This window comes from Lysinibacillus sp. FSL K6-0102, from assembly GCF_038003545.1.
Lineage (GTDB): Bacteria > Bacillota > Bacilli > Bacillales_A > Planococcaceae > Lysinibacillus > Lysinibacillus capsici.
This window is the reverse complement of record NZ_JBBOPH010000001.1, coordinates 3,877,269-3,898,899: the sequence shown is the minus strand read 5'-3', so window position 1 is coordinate 3,898,899 and position 21,631 is coordinate 3,877,269. Positions and strand designations below refer to the sequence as shown.

The following is a 21,631-nucleotide window of genomic DNA, read 5'->3' as shown; positions in this document are numbered from 1 at the left end:
AACGAGAAATTCAAGATGTCTTTTTGCAGCTGCATGTTGTAATAATTAATATTATCTCTATTATGTAACGATCTTTTCTCATAATTTATCCCTAATCAGTAAAGCTAGGAGCCTGTAATCATCTTTTGAAATATGCTCAAGAAGTATTTATTAAATCTACCTTCTAAACGATATCTTTGATTCTAATGAAAACTCTTCAGAGTAACTGATTTTTACGACTCTATATTGTTTGCGTATATAAACTTCCCTCCAGTTTAATCTATTATTTATCATTGACTGGAAAGGAATATTTTATATTTTAATTCTCAAGTAGATTTTATTTCTTCAATATCACGAGCTAAATGAAATGGTATTAGTTTCATAACCAGTGACTTTCATCTTCAATTTTTATTGCCTGAAGAAGGATGAACAATAATAGAAGTTTTAATAAAGAATAGGTAGTGTTATTTTAAAGGGATATGTCAGTACTTTTGATGAATAATGGTATTATTTAGTAGAATTGTAATTAACGAAAAATGAGGTGTTATAATTGTTAAATTTTTGTAGAAAAAAAATAAAACAAAAAGATTTAAATAAAATTAATTCGTTGAATGAAGAAATAGAGAGTCAGATTGAAAATATTCGAAATAACATAGCCAAAGAAACATCTTATCGAAGTAAACCTATTGAATTAAATAATTATAAATTACCTATAAGAATTCATACTGATGTTGATTACCAAAAGGAGCTCATTAAGAAGCTTGATAGTTATTTAATTGATATAAAAGGAAGGCTATTAGTGAACGATGAAGTTTTCAATAAAACCCAGGAGAATTGTAACAAAATCAAACAGGCTATAGAATTATACTACGATGCAAACATTTCAGGTTCGAAGGAATGTATACTTAAAATTTTAAAATCGTATAAGAATGATGACTATATAGTATCTAATCTAGATAATTCATCTGCCTTTAGAGGATTAACTCAAATATTTCCTAATCCTTACACTGATCATTTAGCGCAAGGAGAATTATCTTTTTTTAAGGCACGTATTGGGACAGATAACTATAACAAATATGATTTTTTACATATACCCTTTAATAAAAGAGGTATTATTACAACTCAAAGATTTAGTATAGCAGGTGTACCTTGTATGTATTTTGGACTTTCCTCATATGTATGCTGGCTAGAATTAGGAAAACCGCAAGATAGAGAATTTAATGTAGCTTCCTATAAAATCCCAAGTAATATTAAAGTATTAAATTTAGCTATTTCTCAAATGCTTATAAATGGTCTTTCTAATATAGATTCTCTAAATAATAAGGTAAGTAGTTTAATTGAATTTTTCCCATTGATTATAGCTACATCATTTAAAGTAATGGAAAATAACAGGGGATTCCGCAGTGAGTACATTATTTCACAATTAATAATGCAATGTTTTTCAGAATTAGAAATAGATAGTGTTGCTTATATTTCTAAACAAGTTGAAAGTGATTATAATACATTTCCATTTTGTATTAACTTAGCAATACCTATGAAAAATAATCAAGGAAATAATTATAGTGAATTTGCAGAAAATGTAAATTTAACTAAACCTATTAACTTTGCAGAATATAAAAATTTTGTAAGACAACCTTCACCTAAATATAATATAGCTTCATATGCTAACCTTTGGGATGACCAAAATTTATACTACATAAATGGTAATATTAAATATAACCAATTATTATTTAGTAAGTTTGATGATTTTTTATTTAATGAAACACATAAATCAATAAAAAATAAATAACAAAAAATAATAATTTTTCCCTTTTTGTTGTATTATAGGTAACGAAGGTATTTACGTCTTAGACTTCCGGAAAACCAATTATCAAAGGAACCAAGCTTTAATATTATTTTTAAAGAATAAATAAATGATTCGATAATATTAATTACAATTCCAATGACGCTGATTTAAATGAAGTTGTCAGTGAAATATTTAAATGGTATGGATATTAGAGGTAATATAGTTACAACTACCAATTTTTCTATTTTTGTGTATATTGTCGAAGTTGAAGACAAAATTTATATGAAAGATAATGCCTATGGGGAAGAAATTTCTTATGTTATAGATCCTATTTTCCATGTACAGGCTCAATAACAAATAATAAGTTAATTAAAGATTATATTAAGTAGATTGAGGTTATATAATAAAATTGGAATTATGTTACAATGAAGGTGGTATGTGTGTAATCTGTAATTCGAAATAAATTTGATTAACGAAGAACTTTTATCTTCCTAATTGGAAAATAGAAGTTCTTTTTATTTAATAAATAACAAGTAGGGGGCAAATGATAACACTCTGAGAATAGATGATTATATTTGTATATGAATCACGATTTAATCTTGTGCGATCAAAACAAAAATAGTTTGAATTTTATCTGTAATTAATGAAATGACTTTATTCTTTTCAGGATCACGAATAGATAATTTGTGTGTGATATTGCATTTTCCCAAAAACTATTTCTTCATGTGAAAACGAAACGGAGCAACAGCCACCACTTGCAATGCTTTGTATTGTTCGGGGGAACTAACATGACGGAGAAGGATTGGAATTATATTCTATTAATTATTTCACCTCTTATATGTTTTGTTAATGTTTCATATAACAACGTAGCTTGTAAATTGTAAGGTAAATGCAGCTGTTCGTTTATAGATCGATTTGTAAGATGTTGAACCCAAGCATTTGTAACTTCGTTACATTCAGAAGATCCAAGCTTAATTGGAAGGACTCGTCGTGCTCACTTTTTGATCAACACACGGATTACCCCAGTTTCTTTTCCAGGTAAGGGTCGAATGTCTTGTTTTTTTCGTTTCACATCCCCCTTTTTTTGAAATACTAAGAAACTACTAAAAACAAATTTATGCAGTAAACCCGATTGAACTAGTCGTGGAGTTGTTTCAAATAGATGTTCCCATTGAAAATGCTATTGTTATTTTTCATAGACTACATTCTCCCTAATATTTTGGTAGTTCATCACCGGAAGGAAGTAGCGAAATCATTACAGGGGAAAATTAATAGAAAATGTATGCAAATAGGAATTTGTGGGAGGAGTATTTTTTTACCTTATTTTCTCTAACAATTAAAAGATAAGAAAAGTTTTATTAATAAAGTTGCACTAAAACGACTATAAAATTGGTAAAATAGTAATGTATGTATTTTGTACAAATTTTTTTCAAAAGGAAGAGTGTGTATGGATAAAGAAACACTTGCGTTACTTATATCAGCTTTAACTGAAATAGAAATAATAGAATTATATAAAATCAAAAAAGTAAATAATTTCGGTTTCAGAGCGAACACGATTGATGATGTTTGTAAAAATAGACATATATTAGAGAATAATCTACTGAAACCCATAAATATGAAACACGTACAAGGGTATTTTGTGTTGAAAGCTACAAATTCTGAGATTAAAACTGAAGGGTTAGAGTGGAATGAACTTAAAGAATTATGTGAGAGTGAGGGGTATTCAAAAGTTTTAATTGCACTATATGTTAATGGTAAGAAAGAAGTTTTTGAAAAAATAGTTATTGAATATTCAAAAAAAACAGGTGAAACCCAATTACAAAGTCCACGTGAAATTGAGGTCGTAGATAATGTTGCAGAAACCAGATCTAATAAAACAATAAAAAAATTAGAAATGAAATTAAATAATATAACTGAAGAATTTCAAAAGAAAGAATATGATTATAAATTAGAATTACAAAGTGTAAAAAAATTAATAGTAGACCTAAGAAAAGAAAATATGCTTCTTAAACAAGATCTAAATATAATTAGTAAAGAAAATAATCAGTATAAACAAGAGATTAATTTTTTTGAAAATGAAAATGTAAATTTGAATGGTAAGTTACTTCAACAGAATGAAACTTATAGTAATGAAATTCAAATTTTGATAAAAGAAATATCAGTATTGAAAGTAAAAATTAAACAATTAGAAAATAATAAAACTCAAATTGCAACTAATAATCAAGCAGTGGATATGAAAGTAGAGGAAACGACACCAACCTATGAAATTGCTGTTTTGGGGGAGTCTAATGAAATAACTATAAGTGAAAAAAGAGGTATCCATTTTGAATTTATTGAAGGTGAAGCAATTAAAGAGTTTACAATAGATAATAATACAAAATATGATGAGATATGGATTATCCATTACGATTTAACACAGAAGCAGAAACGACTAGTTCAAATGAAAGATCTTAAAAGTAATATAAATATAAAAATTGAAGATATTCACAGTTTGAAAGAATTAAATCAAGCAATGATCAATATAAAGAAAACGGTAGGGTGATTTGATATGGCAAACAAATGGTCAATTGATTTTGCAGGAGTACTAGCAACGAGTGATGAAGTTTTAAGGAATAATGTATTTGTTAATAAACATGGTGCATTACAATTTTATTTAAAGATTATTTCTGTTCCCCCTGAGAATTTCCCATATAACGAAGTGAAAACGGTTACTTGCTATGCAGAGGAAATAGATTATCCTGATGTAGATAACGAAGAAAATGAAGTGAGAGAACAAAAATTTATTGACTTCCTCGAGAAATATATTTTCTTTTTCAATATTGATGTCCGTACAGGCGCAGGCTCATCAGGAGGAATAGAGAATTATTATATTGCAAGAAATGTTAGTTATTTGAAGAAAAACGATGAATTTATACGTGATGAAGAATTAAATATAATCCCGATTTTTACGGGTGATGCTGAACAGATGGATAAGAATCTCTTTGAAAGTAAGTTACTAAACAATCGATATGTTGGTAACAATAAGAATATTTCAACAGACGATGATGATACACCAAGTCTTATTTGTTGGAAAGAACCGGATACAGGAGATCTAACATTATATGGAATAATGGATTCTCATGATTATGCACATGGTGGTTTTCGTTTTAAGTTCAATCCCTCTAATTTGTACAGGCATAACCTAAATGAGGAAAATTTCTTTAATTACTATGAAATACGAAATGTACTTTATCTACCATACACTGAATTTGAAAGGTTAGAAAAAGAATTAGTAGAAAAAGGGGCTCCTATGGTAGATAAACAAATACACCAAGAAAGTAGCAATCTCTTATCAATTACTGAAAATACATTGGTTACCGATAAGGAATCTCAATTTATGGATATTTTTGATCAAAAATGTAAGTCCCAAGATTTATATTATGTAAATAAAGACCTTTATAACTTCCACACTGCAATGAAAACTGGCAATCTTGTAATATTAGCAGGTATGAGTGGAACAGGTAAATCCAAACTTGTTCAATGTTATGCAGATGCATTAGATTTAAAAAAAGAACAGTTATTATTTATCCCAGTAAGACCCTATTGGCAAGATGATGCGGATGTAATAGGGTATTTAGATATTTTAAATAATGTTTATCGTCCCGGTGATTCAGGATTAGTTAATATCCTAATCCATGCTTATACTAACCCTGATCAAATGCACATTGTATGTTTTGATGAAATGAACATTGCACGAGTAGAACATTATTTTTCACAGTTTTTATCTGTACTTGAAATGGATGAAAATAAACGGGTTTTACGTTTATATAATGACGAATTACAATATAGAATTTATAACAATAATGTATACGAGCCTACGATTAAGATTGGTAATAATGTGTTGTTTGTAGGTACTGTAAATCTTGATGAGTCGACTTATCAATTCTCTGATAAAGTTTTAGACCGTGCAAATGTTATTAATTTGAATATGATTCCTTATCATGAGAAATTATCTTCGCCTTCAGATATATTAAATGATTCAGAAAATAAATTAAACAAAGTAGATAAATTAGAGTTTTCAACTACAACTTACAATTCTTTTAGAAATAAGGATGCTAAAGTAGGGTTGTTACAACAAGAATCACAATGCTTATGGGAAATTCATACTGAATTACAAAAGGCAAATAGAAATTTAGGGGTTGGATGGCGTATTGCTAAGCAAATAAGCAATTATCTCAACAACCTTCCACTAAACAGTGAATTATCCAGAGAGGAAGCATTTGATTTACAATTGGTGCAACGTGTTTTAACGAAAATCCGTGGATCAGAAGAACAATTTAGAGAATTATTAGGTATTTATGATAATGATAATAAAGTAGTTAGTAATAGTAATTTAATTAATAGTTTAAACAACTTACCTCAAGATTATGAGATGATGAAAACTCGCCAGTTAATACTTGATAAATCAAGGGAGTTAAAATTACATGGCTATACCATTTAAACTCGAATTTAAACAAAATAACACATATATTGTTGATAATTTTGCGAGAACGGAAGCCGATCTTTTTAAACTGACTGATGATGAAATTCCTGTTGTTAAGGAAAATATTACGTTGGAAATTATTTTTTCATCAACAAATCCAGATGACAAGCTATCGTTTGATTTGCTTGATATTGTTTACAAAGATGATCGATTTGATGAATTAACGTATATTCAACCGTCTAGTGAACCCATTACGATTTACGATAGTAACGCTACTTACACAGGTGCTTTAATTCCGGGCTACTATCAGATTACGGTAATAAGTAATAATGAAAGTTATTACTCATGGTTAAAAGTAAAACCAAAGCAAGTTACGGAAGAACAATGGATTGTAATGCGTGAAGAAGTTGAGGCTGAATTAACGGGACTTGCTAGGGATATTTTATATAAGAGAACAGGGACACAATTAAATGAAGATTCACTATTACCTTTAAGCCTACTTAATAAAATTCAACTGATTAACTCAAATTTTAATAAGTGGAAATTGGCGATTTATCAAATTATGTCCAACCCCCGTTACCGTATTAAAAGGGAATACCATAAAATAAACAAATCAGAGGCCAGCGAGATTGATCATGTGGCCGTTAAAAAAATGACTTTTGATGCACAAGCAACACTTAAAGGGAAAATCTATTCGGTCAAAAACCGTTGTTCAAATGATACATTGGAAAATCGATGGTTAAAATTTTATATTACTAGAATTACAAAGAATCTACGTTCATTGTTAAAAGAATTAGATAGCTACGAAGTCGAAGTAGAGCAAGCAATAAACATTAAAAAAAAACGTTACGGAGGTAACAATAAGGATTTAAACTACCATAAGTTAATGACTACAAAGGAAGATTTGCAATCATATCGTTATAAAATGATTTCTATATTACAAGATTGTCATCAATTTTTGACTTTGGATTGGATGCAAGATTTAGATGAGGGCAGACCGTTACAACAATCGTTGGTCGTACAAGCAGATATGAATTATAGACATATTTTTAAGTTCTATAAAGACTTAATGACAGACAATTACGAAATTAAATTAAACAACGAGTATACCTACTATTGGAAACGAACTGACCAATTATATGAAATATGGAGTTTTATTCAATTTATAAAAGCACTTACTTCTGATGAAATTGGTTATCAAATAAAAAAAGGATGGATTTACAACCAAACTGTATCGAAAGAACGTACATTTGAAGTTCCGTTTTTGAAGCAAGGAGAGATCATTAAATTGTTCAAAGATGATACAGAACTTCATCTTGTTTATGATCAAGAGATAGATGAAGATGTAACCCAACTTTTATATACAGATGCAGGTAATAAACGTCCAGACTTGCGCTTGGACTTCTTTAAAGAAGGTGAATATATTAATTCTATTATTATTGATTTCAAATATCGTCCATTAAAATATATTTGGAATCCAGCAGGTCGTAATGAGGTAATGGATCAACTTACAGCTTACCGAGATAATTTTTATTCCCAACAAATCTACTCGACTTCATTTCCAGGTATCTGGCGAGCGTTTAGAGCAATTCAAGAAGTTTGGGGTGTGTATCCTCAACACAAAAATAATAGAAAGATTGAACAACCACGTAATATGCGATTAGTCGAATTAACTCCTGATGTCGATAAAGTGCTTTTTGTGAATCAGTTAAAGAAATCTATTGAAGACATACAGCTCGCCTGGAGAACATTAAGAGATGGTAAAAAAGCAGATAACTAAAAAGAAAGTTATTTGAAAAAGTGTTATCTTTTGATCGTCAGTGTGTAAAATAGGTTTTTTATAAAGATTTAGTGTTATAATTTGAACAAAACCGTAGGAATATATAGCCTCAGGTAATGCGAGTTTCTAGTCTATGAAAACATCCACCCTGTCCCATGGATCTGAAAGATTCAATGATAGAGGAGTTTTGATAATGTAAAAAGATTGCCTCCGTAAGCAAAAAATAGTTTTTTCTCATTTTGGGTCAAACTGTGGGTCAGGCTTTAAAACAGGTGCTGAAAACCCGTTGAAAACACTGGTATTTCAGCCCTTTTCATATTTTCCGTTTGAAGACCCGCCGTCTCCACACATAAAGGTGAGCAATATTGTAGCGGTAAATAAGAATAAAGGTACCAGCATCTGAAAAGAGTGAGGATACAGATATTTTAAATACATTTGGCTATGAATTATTTACTAAGCTTTTACTGAAATTAAGGTTAAGCAGTACACCAATATAGGAAAAAGGTTTACATCAACAAAATAAGGTATACTATATTTGTTGAATAGATTGCTTTAAAGTCAGGAAAAGTAGGTGAACCAAAGTGGGGAAATATCAATTGGATACTAAAGGTAAGGTGGCTGTGGCAAAGTATCATGAAAAAAACAAGCCAGCCAAATTTGATAAAAAGCAGCAACTTGAGAAAATACGTGCGGAGTATTTGAAAAAGAAGCAAGAACAAACAGATCAATAATTTGAATGAAAACATAGGAAGACTAAAATCTCCCTATGTTTTCTCTTTTCAAATTGATAATAATGACATTGAGACGACAAAGACATATAAATGGGAATCACCATCTACAATTGAGGACAAAAAATGACATGATTTGAATGGATTTTTCTGTTTTGATAATAATCTTAAAACTACATCTTAGCCCCAACGACGATTGAGTGGGAGTAGTCATAAAGCGAGATAACCACCCGTTTATCTCTTTAAACTGATATCCATCGTTTTTGGTTAAATGTGAAAGAATTCATGTGAATATATGCATATCAAACTCTTCAAAGGCTCTATTTTGGGTATTAATTTATATAATTGTTTTTACATCTGAATGTCTCAGTCTCTTAGTATTTTTTTTATTTGCATCTACTTTCAATAATAGAGAGTAATGTCTTTAGAGGTAACTAAGGTTTTTCTAATAAAAATTATCTTTATTTGTAGCATTCCTAAAATCAGAGCGCAATTAAGTAGGTTACACATAAATGAATTAAATAGTTAATTCGAAGTATGTTAGCTTCGTTATTTCATTTGGCTACTTGGGTAAATGAGTTCGGTATTGCACCGGACTCGTTTTTTAATTTTGCCTTGATCCGTTTCATATTATAGTAGTTTATATATTTTTCTAATTCTATTTTTAATGCTCTATACTTTCTAATTCTCTCATGTAAAGGAATTCGGATTTCCAAAGAAATTCACCATGACAGAGGTGTCGTAACAATTTCCTTTACGAGACATCCTTTGAACAACCCCTCTTTATTCAAAGGCCCGACAGTATTTATTCATTTGATAATGCCAGTCTTGATCGGTATACATAAGTAACTGGTAGAGTAAACTCTAGTGTTTAATTTGTATACGGCTGAATAATAGCTTCAACTACACTGTATTTCATATTGCTTAATCCATTTAAGGATTGCTTTATTATTAGTCCCCATAGATTTAGCTATAGCATAGGAGCTTTCCGTTCCATTCCTCTTAAGCAGCGCTCAACAGCTTGTAATTTATCTTCGGTAGTTCAATACAAGTTTTTTATGTTCCTAATTCCATCCAATTGCATTGAAAACTTCAAAATATTTTCTCTATTCCTTCTTTAGGAAGTATAACAAGTGAAGTATTTTTTTGTATTGTAGAATAGAGGTGAGCACAGTATTTGGTTATTTGGTATATTATGTATATTTAAAATGATATGAAAATTATTAAATGTATAAGGTGGTGGTTTGAATGAAGAACAGAATTCACAAACCTATTTTCAACACGGTCTTATTGTTACTTTTTCTTGTTGCTTTATGGTTCTTAGGGAATGTTAGCCAACTATTTGCTAGTAAAGAAAATACCGAAAGTGAAATTGGTTATATAGTAATGCATGAAGGAATAGTCTATTTTATTCAAGGAAAGGACGTTCAACAATCAGATATAGAGAGTTTCTCTAGTGAAAATCTCCTGTTCTCAAATAAATTTGAATCAGTTTCAATTTTAATTAATGAATCGAAACTTTCTATGAAAGGAATTAAAAGTGGAGATGAAGTGAGGATTTGGTATTCTGAAATTTTGGAGTCAAATCCAGCAAAAATCAAAGTTATTCGTATAGAAAAACTGTGACCAACATTTCATTTTTACTAAATATAATTTAATACCATTTATAAATAAAAATTCCGTTTATTTCCTTTGTTTAAGCTGATTATTGCTTCTCAAAATTAATTTTAAAGTCGAGAAACTTTCAGCACACCCTGTTGTATTTAATTGAACAGACGACAATGAAGGAGTAATATACTCCCGTATTTTTCTATCCATCATTTAAAAATATAGTATAGTTATTGTAAAAACCGAAATGATCGAGGGGACTGGAATAGATGAACTTACTAGAAGTTGGAGTAAAAATAAAGCAGATGCGGAAGAAAAATAAAATGTCTCAGGATGATTTAGCTTCGCAGATTAATTTAACGAAAAGCCATATTTCAAAAATAGAAAATGGCAAAGCGACACCGAGTCTGGTGACATTGTCCAAGATTGCGGAAATATTTGATGTGCCAATGGCTTGGTTTGTTATTCAGGATCAATTTGATGGCATTTCGATTGTTTCGAAAAAAGAACGCAATGAGACTGTTGAGACGAATGAACTTGGCTATCAATATGAGCTGTTAGCGAATAAGAGCTATATGAGCAATATCAATCCTTCTATTGTTACTGTACATAATGGGGCGGAAAATTTAGCTCCTTATACTCACGATAATGATGAATTTATTTATGTCATTTCGGGTAGTATCGTCTTGAAATACGATCATAAATTTTACAATTTAGAAGAGGGTGACTCTGCGTATTTTTCTGGGAAAAAGGAGCATATCTTTATTAACAATTCTATAGAGAATTCAAAGGTATTAACGATTTATGTTGAGGATTAAATCTTTCTTTTAAACGTAAATATTATCGAAAATACAAATTTCTTGTTTACAATACTATTCAGACAATTTACAATTGGTGTAATGTTATTCAACTAAGTTGAATTATATTACACTTTTTTAATTTTGGGGGTATGGGGATGACTTCACGTATTAAGGGATTTTATTTACTTTCAGTAGAAGAGCGAATTAAGTTAATTGCTGAAAAATCAAATTTAACCAATGAGGAAGTTGAAGCTTTAAAAAGTGGAATTTCATTAGAGCTTGCAGATGCAATGGTTGAAAATGTTATTGGACACATTTCAGTGCCTCTAGGGGTAGCGGCCAACTTTAAGGTGAATGGCAAAGAGGTATTTATTCCGATGGCTACTGAAGAGCCGTCAGTAATTGCTGCGGCTAGTAATGCGGCCCGTGCAGCATATGAGTTAGGTGGTATTTTTACTTCCAGCTCGGGAACAGTTATGCGTGGACAGATTCAGGTATTAAATATTGAGGACCCTCATGCAGCAAGGGCGAAAATTTTTGAACATAAAAATGAGATCATCGAGCATTGTAATGAAAAGGATCCAACGTTAGTCAAGTTAGGCGGTGGAGTGAAGGATATAGAAGTGCACTTAATCGACACAGCAAAAGAAACTATGGTTGTCGTCCATTTAATCGTTGATACGAAGGATGCAATGGGGGCAAACGCTGTTAATACGATGGCGGAATCTGTGTCACCATTAATCGAACGGATTACAAATGGACGAGTTGTGCTACGGATTATTTCAAATTTAGCAGATAAGCGTATTGTTCGTGCGCGTGGTGAATTCTCGACAGAAATGCTCGGGGGGATAGAGATTGCGAAAAATATTGTAAGTGCTTACGAATTTGCAGATGCTGACCCGTATCGGGCTGCCACACATAATAAAGGGGTTATGAATGGTATTACAGCTGCGGTATTAGCATCGGGTAATGATACACGTGCTGTTGAGGCTGGTGCTCATGCCTATGCTGCTCGTTCTGGTAGATATCGTTCTTTAACAACGTGGGAGCTGAATAAAGCAGGCAATCTTGTTGGGACGTTGGAATTGCCATTAGCTGTTGGTATTGTGGGAGGGGCTACGAAGACCCATCCTGTTGCAAAAGCAGCGCTAAAAATTATGGATGTGCAATCTGCAGAGGAGCTAGCAAGCTACATTGCCGCAGTAGGATTAGTAGAAAATCTAGCAAGCTTACGCGCACTTTCAGCAGAGGGGATTCAATCTGGTCATATGCGTCTGCATGCGAAAAACTTGGCTGTTATGGCTGGGGCTACAGGCGATATTATTGATCGTGTTGTACAGCAGGCGGTAGAAGAGAAGGATTTCCGTTATGATCGTGTTTTAGAGATTACAAACTCTCTGCGAGGTGAATAATACATGGCGAATACTCCATACAATGAGCAAAAAAATTTAGAGGAAAAGAAGTTTATTGAAATTTTAGGAGACACGGTTTCTGGTAATCAATTAATTATTTCAATTATTTTAAGTGTTGCCGCAAGCTTTTTAGGCTATCAGTTTGGCCAGTGGGTTTTTCCGAAGTTTGCCGACCCTCAGATGATTAACTCTTATTCACTGTTAACAGGAATCACGGGTATTCTGATTGTTGTTGCTATTAATACGATTCTTTTTAAACCAAAGCGTATTTTAGTAGAAGATGAAGCATCTAGTCATTCTTTAAAGGAAGCATTTGAGGATTTACAAATTGATATAGACGAGGAAATACGCTTAATCGAGGAAGATCTGGTGACAAAAAAGGAGCTTGAGGATTTTGGAATTCTTTCTAGCTTACAAGGCTTGAAAGGAGCGGATAAAAAATGAGTATTTATGTAATAGCTCTTTTATTTGCACTTCTTGGTGCAGCTATCTTTACTGTCATTGGTCTTATCTCAGGTACAGATGAAACAGCAATTATGGTACCAATTACATTGCTAGTTATTTTGCTGGGAGCGCCTCCTGAAGGGGTATTCGCCTTTTTCATGGCGGGCGTGTTAGCTAAGCATTTAACACATGCTGTCCCAACTGCGTTATTAGGCATTCCAGGGGATACAACGGCTGTACCGTTGATCGATCATGCCAATACATTACGCCGTTTAGGCATGCCGCACGTTGCACTACGTAAAATGATTTCTGGCGGTGTTATCGGTGCCTTTATCGCCCTACCAACCGCTGTATTGTTAGGTCAGTTTTTAGGTCAATTTGCCGACTTTTTTAAATCTTCATCAGGCATCATTTTTACACTTGCCGCTATTTTAATCGCATTCTTTTCAAAGGGAAAATGGGCAAGTATTTTAATCATTATTCCATTTGCATTTTTCATTAAAGCTTTAGATAGCGTTAGCTTCGCGATGCTGGATAAACATTTAAGTATTACATTCTTTTTAGGAATTGCGATTGGACCGATGTTTTGTAATATTTTAATGGCGGCTTCTTCTGTTGCTAAAAATGATCTAGCACGCAGTAAGCCAAATCAATATAATCTTGCTCCTGAAACGAAATCATGGAAAGGCTATTTCCCGAATCCATTTAAAATTTTATCGAAAAGGCAGACCATTTTTACGAGCATTACAACGTTTCTTTCCTCCCTTACATTTGTCTTCAGTCCTGTTGGGATGACGTCATTGATGGGAGAAATTGTAGGCTCTCGTACAAAAGGTGCCTATAAAAAATCAACAACGAGTCTTACTGTCATGAATGGTGTAACGGAATCGACATATATAGCTGAAGCGATTATTCCATTAATTGCATTCGGTATTCCGTTAAGCCCAGTAGCACTTGGACCAGCATCACCTTTATTTAATGCACCACCGATTTTTACAGTAGATCCAGTTAACAACCTACACACGCTAATGTCTTCATGGGACTTTTTCATTTTTGGGTTAATCGGTATTAGTGTAGCCGCTTTAATTGCTTATCCATTTGCGATGAATTATGCACGTAAAGCATCTGTATTAGTATTGAAATATATTAGCCAGGAAGCAATCGTAGCGATGTTTATCGGATTAGCATTTTTGCTTGCCTATAACGAGGCACAATTGCTAGGAGTAGTGTTAACATTTACAGTCGCAACTGTGGGTGGTTTATTAAATCGTATTTTAGGTGTAGGGGCCGGTGTGCAATTCATGGTATTCTACGCATCAAGCTGGATTATGCTACAGCTGTTCGGCATTTAATTAAAGGAAGTGTATCTTGATGACTTTACCAAAACAAGTGGAAATAAGAGAAGTAGGTCCTCGTGACGGCTTACAAAATGAGAAAATTTTTATTCCAACTGATTTGAAAGTGCAATGGATTAACTTAATCAGTGAAACAGGTGTCCGCCATATCGAAGTATCTTCTTTTGTTAGTCCCAAATGGATACCAGCTTTAGCCGATCATCATGAAGTGTTTGAGCAAATCGCACGTGATGAAAAAATAACGTATGCAGCGCTTGTGCCTAATTTGAAAGGGGTAGAAGGAGCCATTCAACAAAAGGTTGATGAAATTGCGTTATTTATCTCCGCCTCTGAGGAGCATAATCAAAGTAATGTAAACGCTTCAATCAACCAATCTTTGCAGAACTTAAAAGCTGTAGCTGAAGTAGCAAATCGTGAAGGTATATCGTTAAGAGGTTATATTTCAACTGTATTTGGCAGTCCGTTTGGTGATGAAGTAAAGCTTCAAACAGTGAAGGATATCATTGATGCCTATCTAGCAATGGGCGTTTCTGAAATTTCACTCGGCGATACAATTGGGGTAGCGGATCCTGTACAAGTAAAGGCTATTTTATCAGAGCTGCTCACTCAATACGATCGTGATTTGTTTGCCCTTCATTTTCATGATACGTATGGCCGTGCTTTAGCCAATATATTTGCAGCACTTGAGCTGGGGATTACAAAATACGACAGTGCTATTGGAGGTTTAGGGGGATGCCCCTATGCCCCTGGTGCAAGCGGCAATGTATCGACAAATGATTTAGTAAATTTTCTGCATCGTTTAGGTGTGCAAACGAATATTGATGAAGAAAAATTGTTTACCGCTACGCGATTTTTACAGCAGGCAATAGATAGACAGCTTGATAGTAAAGTATATAAAGTGCAAAGTAATTAAGTAAAAGAGCGCCTCTATAGTTAGAATTAAAATTAGAAATGTCCCACCCAATTGGTGGGACATTTTTTACTGAGGGAAAATAGTTTTATGCCAATTAATCATACTACCTTTGAATTTAATAGATGACCCTCCTAAATATGATCAATATACTTTAAACACTTTGCTAGTAGCTGGGTACGATTGGTTACTTGAAATTTTCTATATAGATTTTGAAGATGTTTTTTAATTGTATTTTCACTGACGAATAATTGCTGGGCGATATCTATGTTTTTCAAGCCTTTGAATACAAACTTTAAAACTTCTCGTTCTCGATCTGTCATTTCCAACACGATGGAGGGCTGTGAAAAGTGATGTAAGGAATACATGTTTTCGATATTTCTTTTCAAATACACTAACTTTAAAATATCTTTTTCATTAAATAGCTTCTCTCCGGTTTTCCTTAAAAAGCCAATAACTGCTACGAGCTTATTCTCTATTCTTAAATACATGGCCATTTCATCTTCATAGCGATTTTCTTTCAAAAAAACTTCTTTATAGTGGGTTTGTTTTTGCAGGCACATAACTTCATTCCTACTCATTAGCTGAATGGAATGCTGTGTATTTATATTTTGAGGGTGTAATGGATCAAAGTTTTTATATCTTTGTAAATAGTCATTAATCGTGTGACTCTCTATATTAAAAAGCACAGGGGCGGTTAGCTCATTATTTGCTATTTCCCAAAATAACATATGGTGATAGCCGAGATGCTGACTAATTGTTTGCAATAGTTCATGTTTAAAACATTCATTGCTTTGTTTCACATTCATATTTGAAATATGATAGCTTGCTTTAAGAATGTTTTCTAAATCATTTTCTAAAAACATGAAAACACCTCATTTCTCTATTATGCATTTATATTCTACTTAAAACAGAATTATCCTTTCGGGTAATATCTTAAATTTAGAATATTCAGTACATTATAGTTGCAAGATTACTACTATACGAGGTGATAATATGAATTTACAAGAGTATGCATCCTATGACGGTATTGGGTTGGCAGAGCTAGTAAAATCAAAGGAAGTAACACCACAGGAGTTAAAGGAGCTAGCGTTAGAAGGAATAAAAAAAGTCAATCCATCCATTAATGCAGTTGTTAGTGTGTTAGAAGAGCAGGCTGATAAAGCCATTGAGAAGGTTGATGAAAATGCGCCGTTTGCAGGTGTTCCGTTTTTAATTAAAGAGCTTGTGTTACATGCAGAGGGTGTTTCGCATAGTATGGGGAGTCGTATTGGAGAAAATACGGTTATACCCGTCGATAGTGAATTAATGGCGCGTTTTAGAAAGGCTGGCTTGATTTTAGCAGGTACTACGACAACACCTGAGTTTGGCTATAATGCAGCGACTGAAGCAGTTATTTATGGTGCAACGCGCAATCCGTGGAATTTAACTCATAGTCCAGGCGGTTCGAGTGGAGGGTCAGCAGCCGCTGTGGCAAGTGGTATAGTGCCAATCGCTCATGCTAATGATGGAGGAGGTTCTATTCGTATCCCCGCTTCCTGTAGTGGGTTAGTGGGATTAAAACCTACACGTGGAAGAGTTCCAGCTGGTCCATTCAATAGTGAGCCTTTAAATGGTATTGCCATTGAGTTCGCTGTGACTCGTACAATTCGTGATACAGCGGTGCTATTGGATCAAGTAGCAGGCCCTGACTTAGGGAGCTATTCCAAATTAGAGGTAACACATGCACCGTATGGTCAACTTATCAAGGAAACAGTGCGCCCGCTAAAAATTGCTTGGACAACTGAAACAAATTCTGGGGCATTTGTCGATCCGGAATGTATAGAAGCGGTTCATAAAACAGTTCAAGTATTAAAAGAACTAGGACACGAGGTAGTAGAGGCGCGTCCGAAATATGAACAAGCATCATTTACAAAGGCGACGGTTGCTATTTGGACAGCGAATATTTATCAAATGATAAAGGGGGCTGCAGCGGGAACTGGTAAAGCAGTTTCTCCAGACTATATTGAAGCCGCCATTTGGAAATGCTATGAATATGGTGGTCAATTAAAGGCGGCTGATTTATTGGAAGCTATTCATACAAATGCAGTCGTTTCACGTCAAGTTGCAGGCTTCTTTGAAGATTATGATATTTTATTGAGTCCAACTATTGGCACACTTCCTGCTAAAATTGGTGAGTTAAATGCCAACAATCCTAACATTTCGGCTGTTGAATGGACAGAGCAAATTTTCACGTATGCACCGTTTACAAATTTATTCAATGCTACAGGACAACCCTCCATATCATTGCCTTTAGCAGAAAGTAAATCAGGTCTACCAATTGGTCTACAAATGACAGGTAAATTTGCAGATGAATTGACGTTATTACAGCTAGGTAGACAGCTAGAGGAAGCAATGCCTTGGAAAGACCGTCAACCGGCAGTACATGTCAGTGAACAGCCTCAGCCAGCAGTATAATCTAGCATGAACGCACTTAGTGTAGACTGGGTGCGTTTTCTTTCTGTCGTAATTTTCAAGCTTCCTCAAAAGCAGGTTTTATCCTGACCTCGAACTCATATACATAACATAAAAGCTAATAGGAGTAGTGATTATTGGACAAACAACAACATAAGTACAGATGGATTGTGTTTGTTGCTGTATTGTTTACCTATTTGTTAATGGCAAGTCAGCGAACTGCTCCAGGATTAATTACAGATCAATTGATGGAGGATTTTGGGGTAACGGCTTCGACAATTGGCTTATTGACGAGTATTCAATTTTTTGTGTACACGAGTTTGCAAATTCCGATGGGGATTTTAGCTGACCGATTTGGGCCAAACCTTTTCCTCATCATTGGTGCCATCCTTACAGGTATAGGAACCATTCTTTACAGTCTAGGTACACATGAATTCATTCTATTCTTTTCTAGAATGCTTACTGGTGTAGGAGATGCCACCATATGGGTGAATATGGTGCTGATTTTGGCACAATGGTTTCATAAAAAGGAGTTTGTCCGATTAATTGGCTTTGCAGGTATGACAGGGAGCTTAGGCTTCTTATTGGCAACAGTGCCTTTTGCTACATTGATTCTTTTATTAGGTTGGCGAATCACCTTTTTCTCTACAGGACTTTTACTATGCTTATGTGGTGTACTTCTTTATTTTGTGCTCGTACAAAACACAAAACGCATTTTTTCAAAGGAACCTGTAAGCATAACTAAAGAACTAAAACGTGAAAAAAGCTCCATATTATTGCGAAGAATATTTTCAAGCAGGCAAGCATGGGCTTTATTTTTTTGTCATTTTGGCGTTGTGGGCGGGTATGTTGGCTTTATTAGCTCGTGGGCAGTACCATATGGGATCAATATGTATGAGATGTCACGGTCAGAGGCTAGTCAGTTAATTATGATTGGTCTAGTCGGAGCGCTTATAGGAGCACCTTTAATGAGCTGGATTGCTGGCTGGTTAGGTACGATTAAGAGACCCTATATTGTTGTGCATATTGCGGTTTTAACGAGTTGGTTTGCCTTTCTTTTATTGAAAGGGCATCCGTCCATTTTCATGCTCATTGTCCTGTTCTTTATCATCGGCTTTGGCTATGGTGCAAGTGCTTTAACCTTTGCGGCAGTTCGTCAAACTTTCCCTTTAAATGAATCAGGCATTGTTTCTGGGTTTGCCAATACAGGGGGCTTTCTAAGTGCCGCATTGCTGCCCATTATTTTTGGGTATATTTTAGATTATTTTCAAGCTGCCACAGGCAATGTAAGTGATGGGTACTACTATGGCTTCATTTCGCCTGTTATATTCTCCTTCATTGGTTTGATGGGAGTCCTGTTATTAAAGGAAAAACGTGTGAGAGTGGCTCTAGCATATCCAAATGATTCAAATAAATCCTATTAAAATAGGGATATTGGACGGGTTTGAAACTTTTGTTGAATATCGATTTTCTATTGCTTTTTCCTCTTTAATCACGCTAATATTTGTTAAATTTATGAAATTATATTACTTTTATGATAGATTTTACCTGGTTAGACATCTCCATAAATGCTACACTGATTAGGAATCTTAAAATTCAGAATAAAAAGGGAGAAAACTAGGAAATGAATCAATTGAAACAAGTTATAACAATACTAAGTATGGCTGTATTGATTCTGGCAACAGGAATTGTCTTTACACAAACGCCTGTCAATGCACAAGAGAAAGATATTCATATTACACTCCTGGCTACGTCAGATATTCATGGCCGCTCTATGCCTTGGGATTACGCAGTGGATGGACCTAATCTCACAGGAAGTTTAACGCAATTATATACAATTATTAAAGATATCCGTAAAGTTCATCCGAATACCGTCCTATTGGAAAATGGAGATTTAATACAGGATAATTCTGCAGAATTGTTTAATGACCAGCCGCAGTCACCAATGATGGTGGCTGTTAATGAAATGGGCTATGAAGCTTGGACATATGGTAATCACGAGTTTAATTTTGGTTTGGATGTATTAGATAAAGTTTCCAGTCAATTTAATGGAGCAAGACTTGCTGGGAACGTTTATAAAGAAAATGGCGAACGCTATTTACCTGCATATACAATTATTGAGCGTGAAGGGGTTAAAATCGGGGTTATTGGCATGGTAACACCTTTGATTACAGAGTATGAGAAGGGGACAAATCATCTTGATGGTTTAGTTGTCAAAAACCCGATAGAAGAGACTAAAAAGGCAGTTAAGGAATTAGAGGGTAAAGTAGATGTCATGATTGGCCTTATGCATATGGGATTGGAAAATGAAAATGGTGTTCCAGGAACGGGTGTGAAGGAAATGGCTAATGCCGTACCAGAACTAGCTGCTATTTTTGCAGGACACAATCATGTACTGATAAATAAAGAAGAAGTGAACGGTGTTTTTATAACGGAGCCTAATAAATATGGAACACATATTTCACGAATTGATTTAACATTTACTCGCCAAGGCGAGAAATTGTTGCTTAAAGAAAAAGATGCTTCAACTATTCCTGTAAAGAATGAAGACGGGACCTTTGTTGAATCGGATAAAGACCTAGAAAAAACGTTGAAGCCATACCATGATTATGCACGTGAAGATGCTAATATCGAAGTAGCACAGCTTAAAGGAACAAATCTTGTTCCCAAAAATGAAATTAAGGGTATACCAGCTGTACACATCCAAGAAACACCTTTATCAGATTTTTTCCATGAGGTCATGCTACATTATAGTAAGGCAGATGTGGTAGCACATCAGATTGATAATGACAAAGCTTCATTGGATGTAGGTCCTATTAAGAAAAAGGATATCGCCTATAATTATCAATTTGCTGGTGGAGAAGTATCAGTTTATGAAGTAACGGGCAAAGATTTAAAAGATTATATGGAATGGGCAGTTGGCTATTTTAATAGCACACGTGATGGAGATGTGACGATTAGTTTTGATAAAACGCGTCGTTCCTCTAAATATAGTACGAATGATTATTTCGGAAATGTAAAATATGACATCGATTTAACTGAGCAGCCAGGTAACAGATTAAAAAATCTACGAAAATTAGATGGTACCCCAATTAAGCTAGAAGACAATTTAAAGCTTGGTATGAACTCTTATCGTATGGATTTTCTTGTATCAAAAGGTCAGGCACTTGAAGGGCGTAAGTTTAATATGATTTGGTCCTCTAAAGAAGAAAGTGCCTATGGAGAAACAGGCGGTACAATCCGTAATCTAGCCATTCGATATCTAAAAGAAGAGATGAACGGCGTGTATGAGCCAGTGATCCAGCATAACTGGAAAATCGTTGGTGTCGATATGAAATCGCCAGCACGTGCTGCTGTTGTTGAATTAATCAATAAAGATATTTTAGCCATTCCTACAACGGAAGATGGTAAATATACAAATATAGCATCTATTAATGTCAAAGCTTTGATTACAGAAGAAGAAATAAAAATGCTAGCAACAAAAGCAAAAGTAGATGCTAGCCAATTTACTGGGGTAAAAACGTCAGGTGAATTTTATCAGAAGCTGGTAAAAGCATTGAATAAACCTAAAGATGAGCCAGTAGAAAAACCAGTGAATCCAAGTAAGACAACACCAGACAAATCGAAGCCAACTATTACTCAGCCAGAATCACTTAAAGGGATTGTTACGGCTTATCACTTAAATGTTCGTTCAAAGCCATCGAACTCAGGAAAAGTATATGGGACAATTTCAAAGAATACCGAAATTACAATTTTAGAGGAAATACAAGGCTGGTATAAGATATCGTATAATAATAAATCGGGGTATGTTTATAGCAAATATGTAACGATTAAAAAATAAGAGCTAGCATAAGGCTGAAGGAAACTAGATTTGCATCTATTCCTTCAGCCTCTTTACATACGGCGATTTTTT

16 protein-coding genes and 1 pseudogene are annotated in these 21,631 nt (G+C 33.9%); 15 read left to right on the top strand and 2 right to left on the bottom strand.

Annotated elements, in window-relative coordinates; genetic code table 11:
* The first annotated feature begins 529 nt into the window (after positions 1–529).
* The 6 genes from NYE73_RS19820 (at position 530) to NYE73_RS19795 (ending at position 8,738) form a co-directional block, all read left to right on the top strand.
* Positions 530–1,768: a hypothetical protein gene (locus NYE73_RS19820; protein ID WP_259949721.1), complete on the top strand. Its 1,239-nt coding sequence runs from the start codon at positions 530–532 to the stop codon at positions 1,766–1,768.
* Between the two features lie 180 nt (positions 1,769–1,948).
* Positions 1,949–2,119 carry a hypothetical protein gene (locus NYE73_RS19815; protein WP_340815687.1) on the top strand — a complete coding sequence of 57 codons (171 nt, stop codon included), beginning with the start codon at positions 1,949–1,951 and terminating at the stop codon, positions 2,117–2,119.
* Between the two features lie 1,093 nt (positions 2,120–3,212).
* Complete coding sequence (locus NYE73_RS19810; RefSeq protein ID WP_259949717.1) at positions 3,213–4,307, top strand: hypothetical protein; 1,095 nt, start codon at positions 3,213–3,215, stop codon at positions 4,305–4,307.
* A 6-nt stretch (positions 4,308–4,313) separates the two neighbouring features.
* On the top strand, positions 4,314–6,245 hold the full coding sequence (locus NYE73_RS19805; RefSeq protein WP_259949715.1) for an McrB family protein: 1,932 nt from the start codon (positions 4,314–4,316) through the stop codon (positions 6,243–6,245).
* Positions 6,229–8,007, top strand: a complete 1,779-nt coding sequence (locus NYE73_RS19800) for a DUF2357 domain-containing protein (RefSeq protein ID WP_259949713.1) — start codon at positions 6,229–6,231, stop codon at positions 8,005–8,007. The genes NYE73_RS19805 and NYE73_RS19800 overlap by 17 nt, the downstream gene beginning before the upstream one ends.
* 581 nt (positions 8,008–8,588) lie before the next feature.
* Positions 8,589–8,738 carry a hypothetical protein gene (locus NYE73_RS19795; RefSeq protein WP_004228154.1) on the top strand — a complete coding sequence of 50 codons (150 nt, stop codon included), beginning with the start codon at positions 8,589–8,591 and terminating at the stop codon, positions 8,736–8,738.
* A gap of 559 nt (positions 8,739–9,297) precedes the next feature.
* Here NYE73_RS19795 and NYE73_RS19790 read toward each other — a convergent pair.
* Positions 9,298–9,590 (bottom strand): annotated as a pseudogene (locus NYE73_RS19790) (IS3 family transposase); the annotation flags it as partial.
* Between the two features lie 393 nt (positions 9,591–9,983).
* On the opposite strand from NYE73_RS19790, the gene NYE73_RS19785 reads away from it, so the two are divergent.
* The 6 genes from NYE73_RS19785 (at position 9,984) to NYE73_RS19760 (ending at position 15,267) form a co-directional block, all read left to right on the top strand.
* Complete coding sequence (locus NYE73_RS19785) at positions 9,984–10,361, top strand: DUF3221 domain-containing protein (protein WP_225340428.1); 378 nt, start codon at positions 9,984–9,986, stop codon at positions 10,359–10,361.
* A 251-nt stretch (positions 10,362–10,612) separates the two neighbouring features.
* A complete protein-coding gene (locus NYE73_RS19780; RefSeq protein WP_259949711.1) occupies positions 10,613–11,161 on the top strand; it encodes a helix-turn-helix domain-containing protein in 549 nt (182 codons plus the stop codon).
* 137 nt (positions 11,162–11,298) lie between these two features.
* Complete coding sequence (locus NYE73_RS19775; RefSeq protein WP_048394314.1) at positions 11,299–12,555, top strand: hydroxymethylglutaryl-CoA reductase, degradative; 1,257 nt, start codon at positions 11,299–11,301, stop codon at positions 12,553–12,555.
* A gap of 3 nt (positions 12,556–12,558) precedes the next feature.
* Positions 12,559–12,999, top strand: coding sequence for a hypothetical protein (locus NYE73_RS19770; protein ID WP_259949709.1), 441 nt, complete (start codon positions 12,559–12,561; stop codon positions 12,997–12,999).
* Positions 12,996–14,351, top strand: coding sequence for a tripartite tricarboxylate transporter permease (locus NYE73_RS19765; RefSeq protein WP_066037148.1), 1,356 nt, complete (start codon positions 12,996–12,998; stop codon positions 14,349–14,351). Before NYE73_RS19770 ends, NYE73_RS19765 begins: the two co-directional genes overlap by 4 nt.
* Before the next feature lie 19 nt (positions 14,352–14,370).
* Positions 14,371–15,267: a hydroxymethylglutaryl-CoA lyase gene (locus tag NYE73_RS19760; RefSeq protein ID WP_048394320.1), complete on the top strand. Its 897-nt coding sequence runs from the start codon at positions 14,371–14,373 to the stop codon at positions 15,265–15,267.
* A gap of 131 nt (positions 15,268–15,398) precedes the next feature.
* On the opposite strand, the gene NYE73_RS19755 is transcribed toward NYE73_RS19760, so the two are convergent.
* Positions 15,399–16,130, bottom strand: a complete 732-nt coding sequence (locus NYE73_RS19755) for a response regulator transcription factor (RefSeq protein WP_259949706.1) — start codon at positions 16,128–16,130, stop codon at positions 15,399–15,401.
* A 130-nt stretch (positions 16,131–16,260) separates the two neighbouring features.
* Here NYE73_RS19755 and NYE73_RS19750 point away from each other — a divergent pair, with 130 nt between their 5' ends.
* The 3 genes from NYE73_RS19750 to NYE73_RS19740 all read left to right on the top strand — a co-directional run bounded on the left by NYE73_RS19750 (position 16,261) and on the right by NYE73_RS19740 (position 21,559).
* Positions 16,261–17,721 carry an amidase gene (locus NYE73_RS19750; protein WP_259949705.1) on the top strand — a complete coding sequence of 487 codons (1,461 nt, stop codon included), beginning with the start codon at positions 16,261–16,263 and terminating at the stop codon, positions 17,719–17,721.
* Between the two features lie 134 nt (positions 17,722–17,855).
* Complete coding sequence (locus NYE73_RS19745; protein WP_259949702.1) at positions 17,856–19,142, top strand: MFS transporter; 1,287 nt, start codon at positions 17,856–17,858, stop codon at positions 19,140–19,142.
* A 200-nt stretch (positions 19,143–19,342) separates the two neighbouring features.
* Positions 19,343–21,559 (top strand): 5'-nucleotidase C-terminal domain-containing protein, encoded by a 2,217-nt coding sequence (locus tag NYE73_RS19740; RefSeq protein WP_259949699.1) that lies wholly within the window; start codon positions 19,343–19,345, stop codon positions 21,557–21,559.
* The last annotated feature ends 72 nt before the right edge of the window (positions 21,560–21,631 follow it).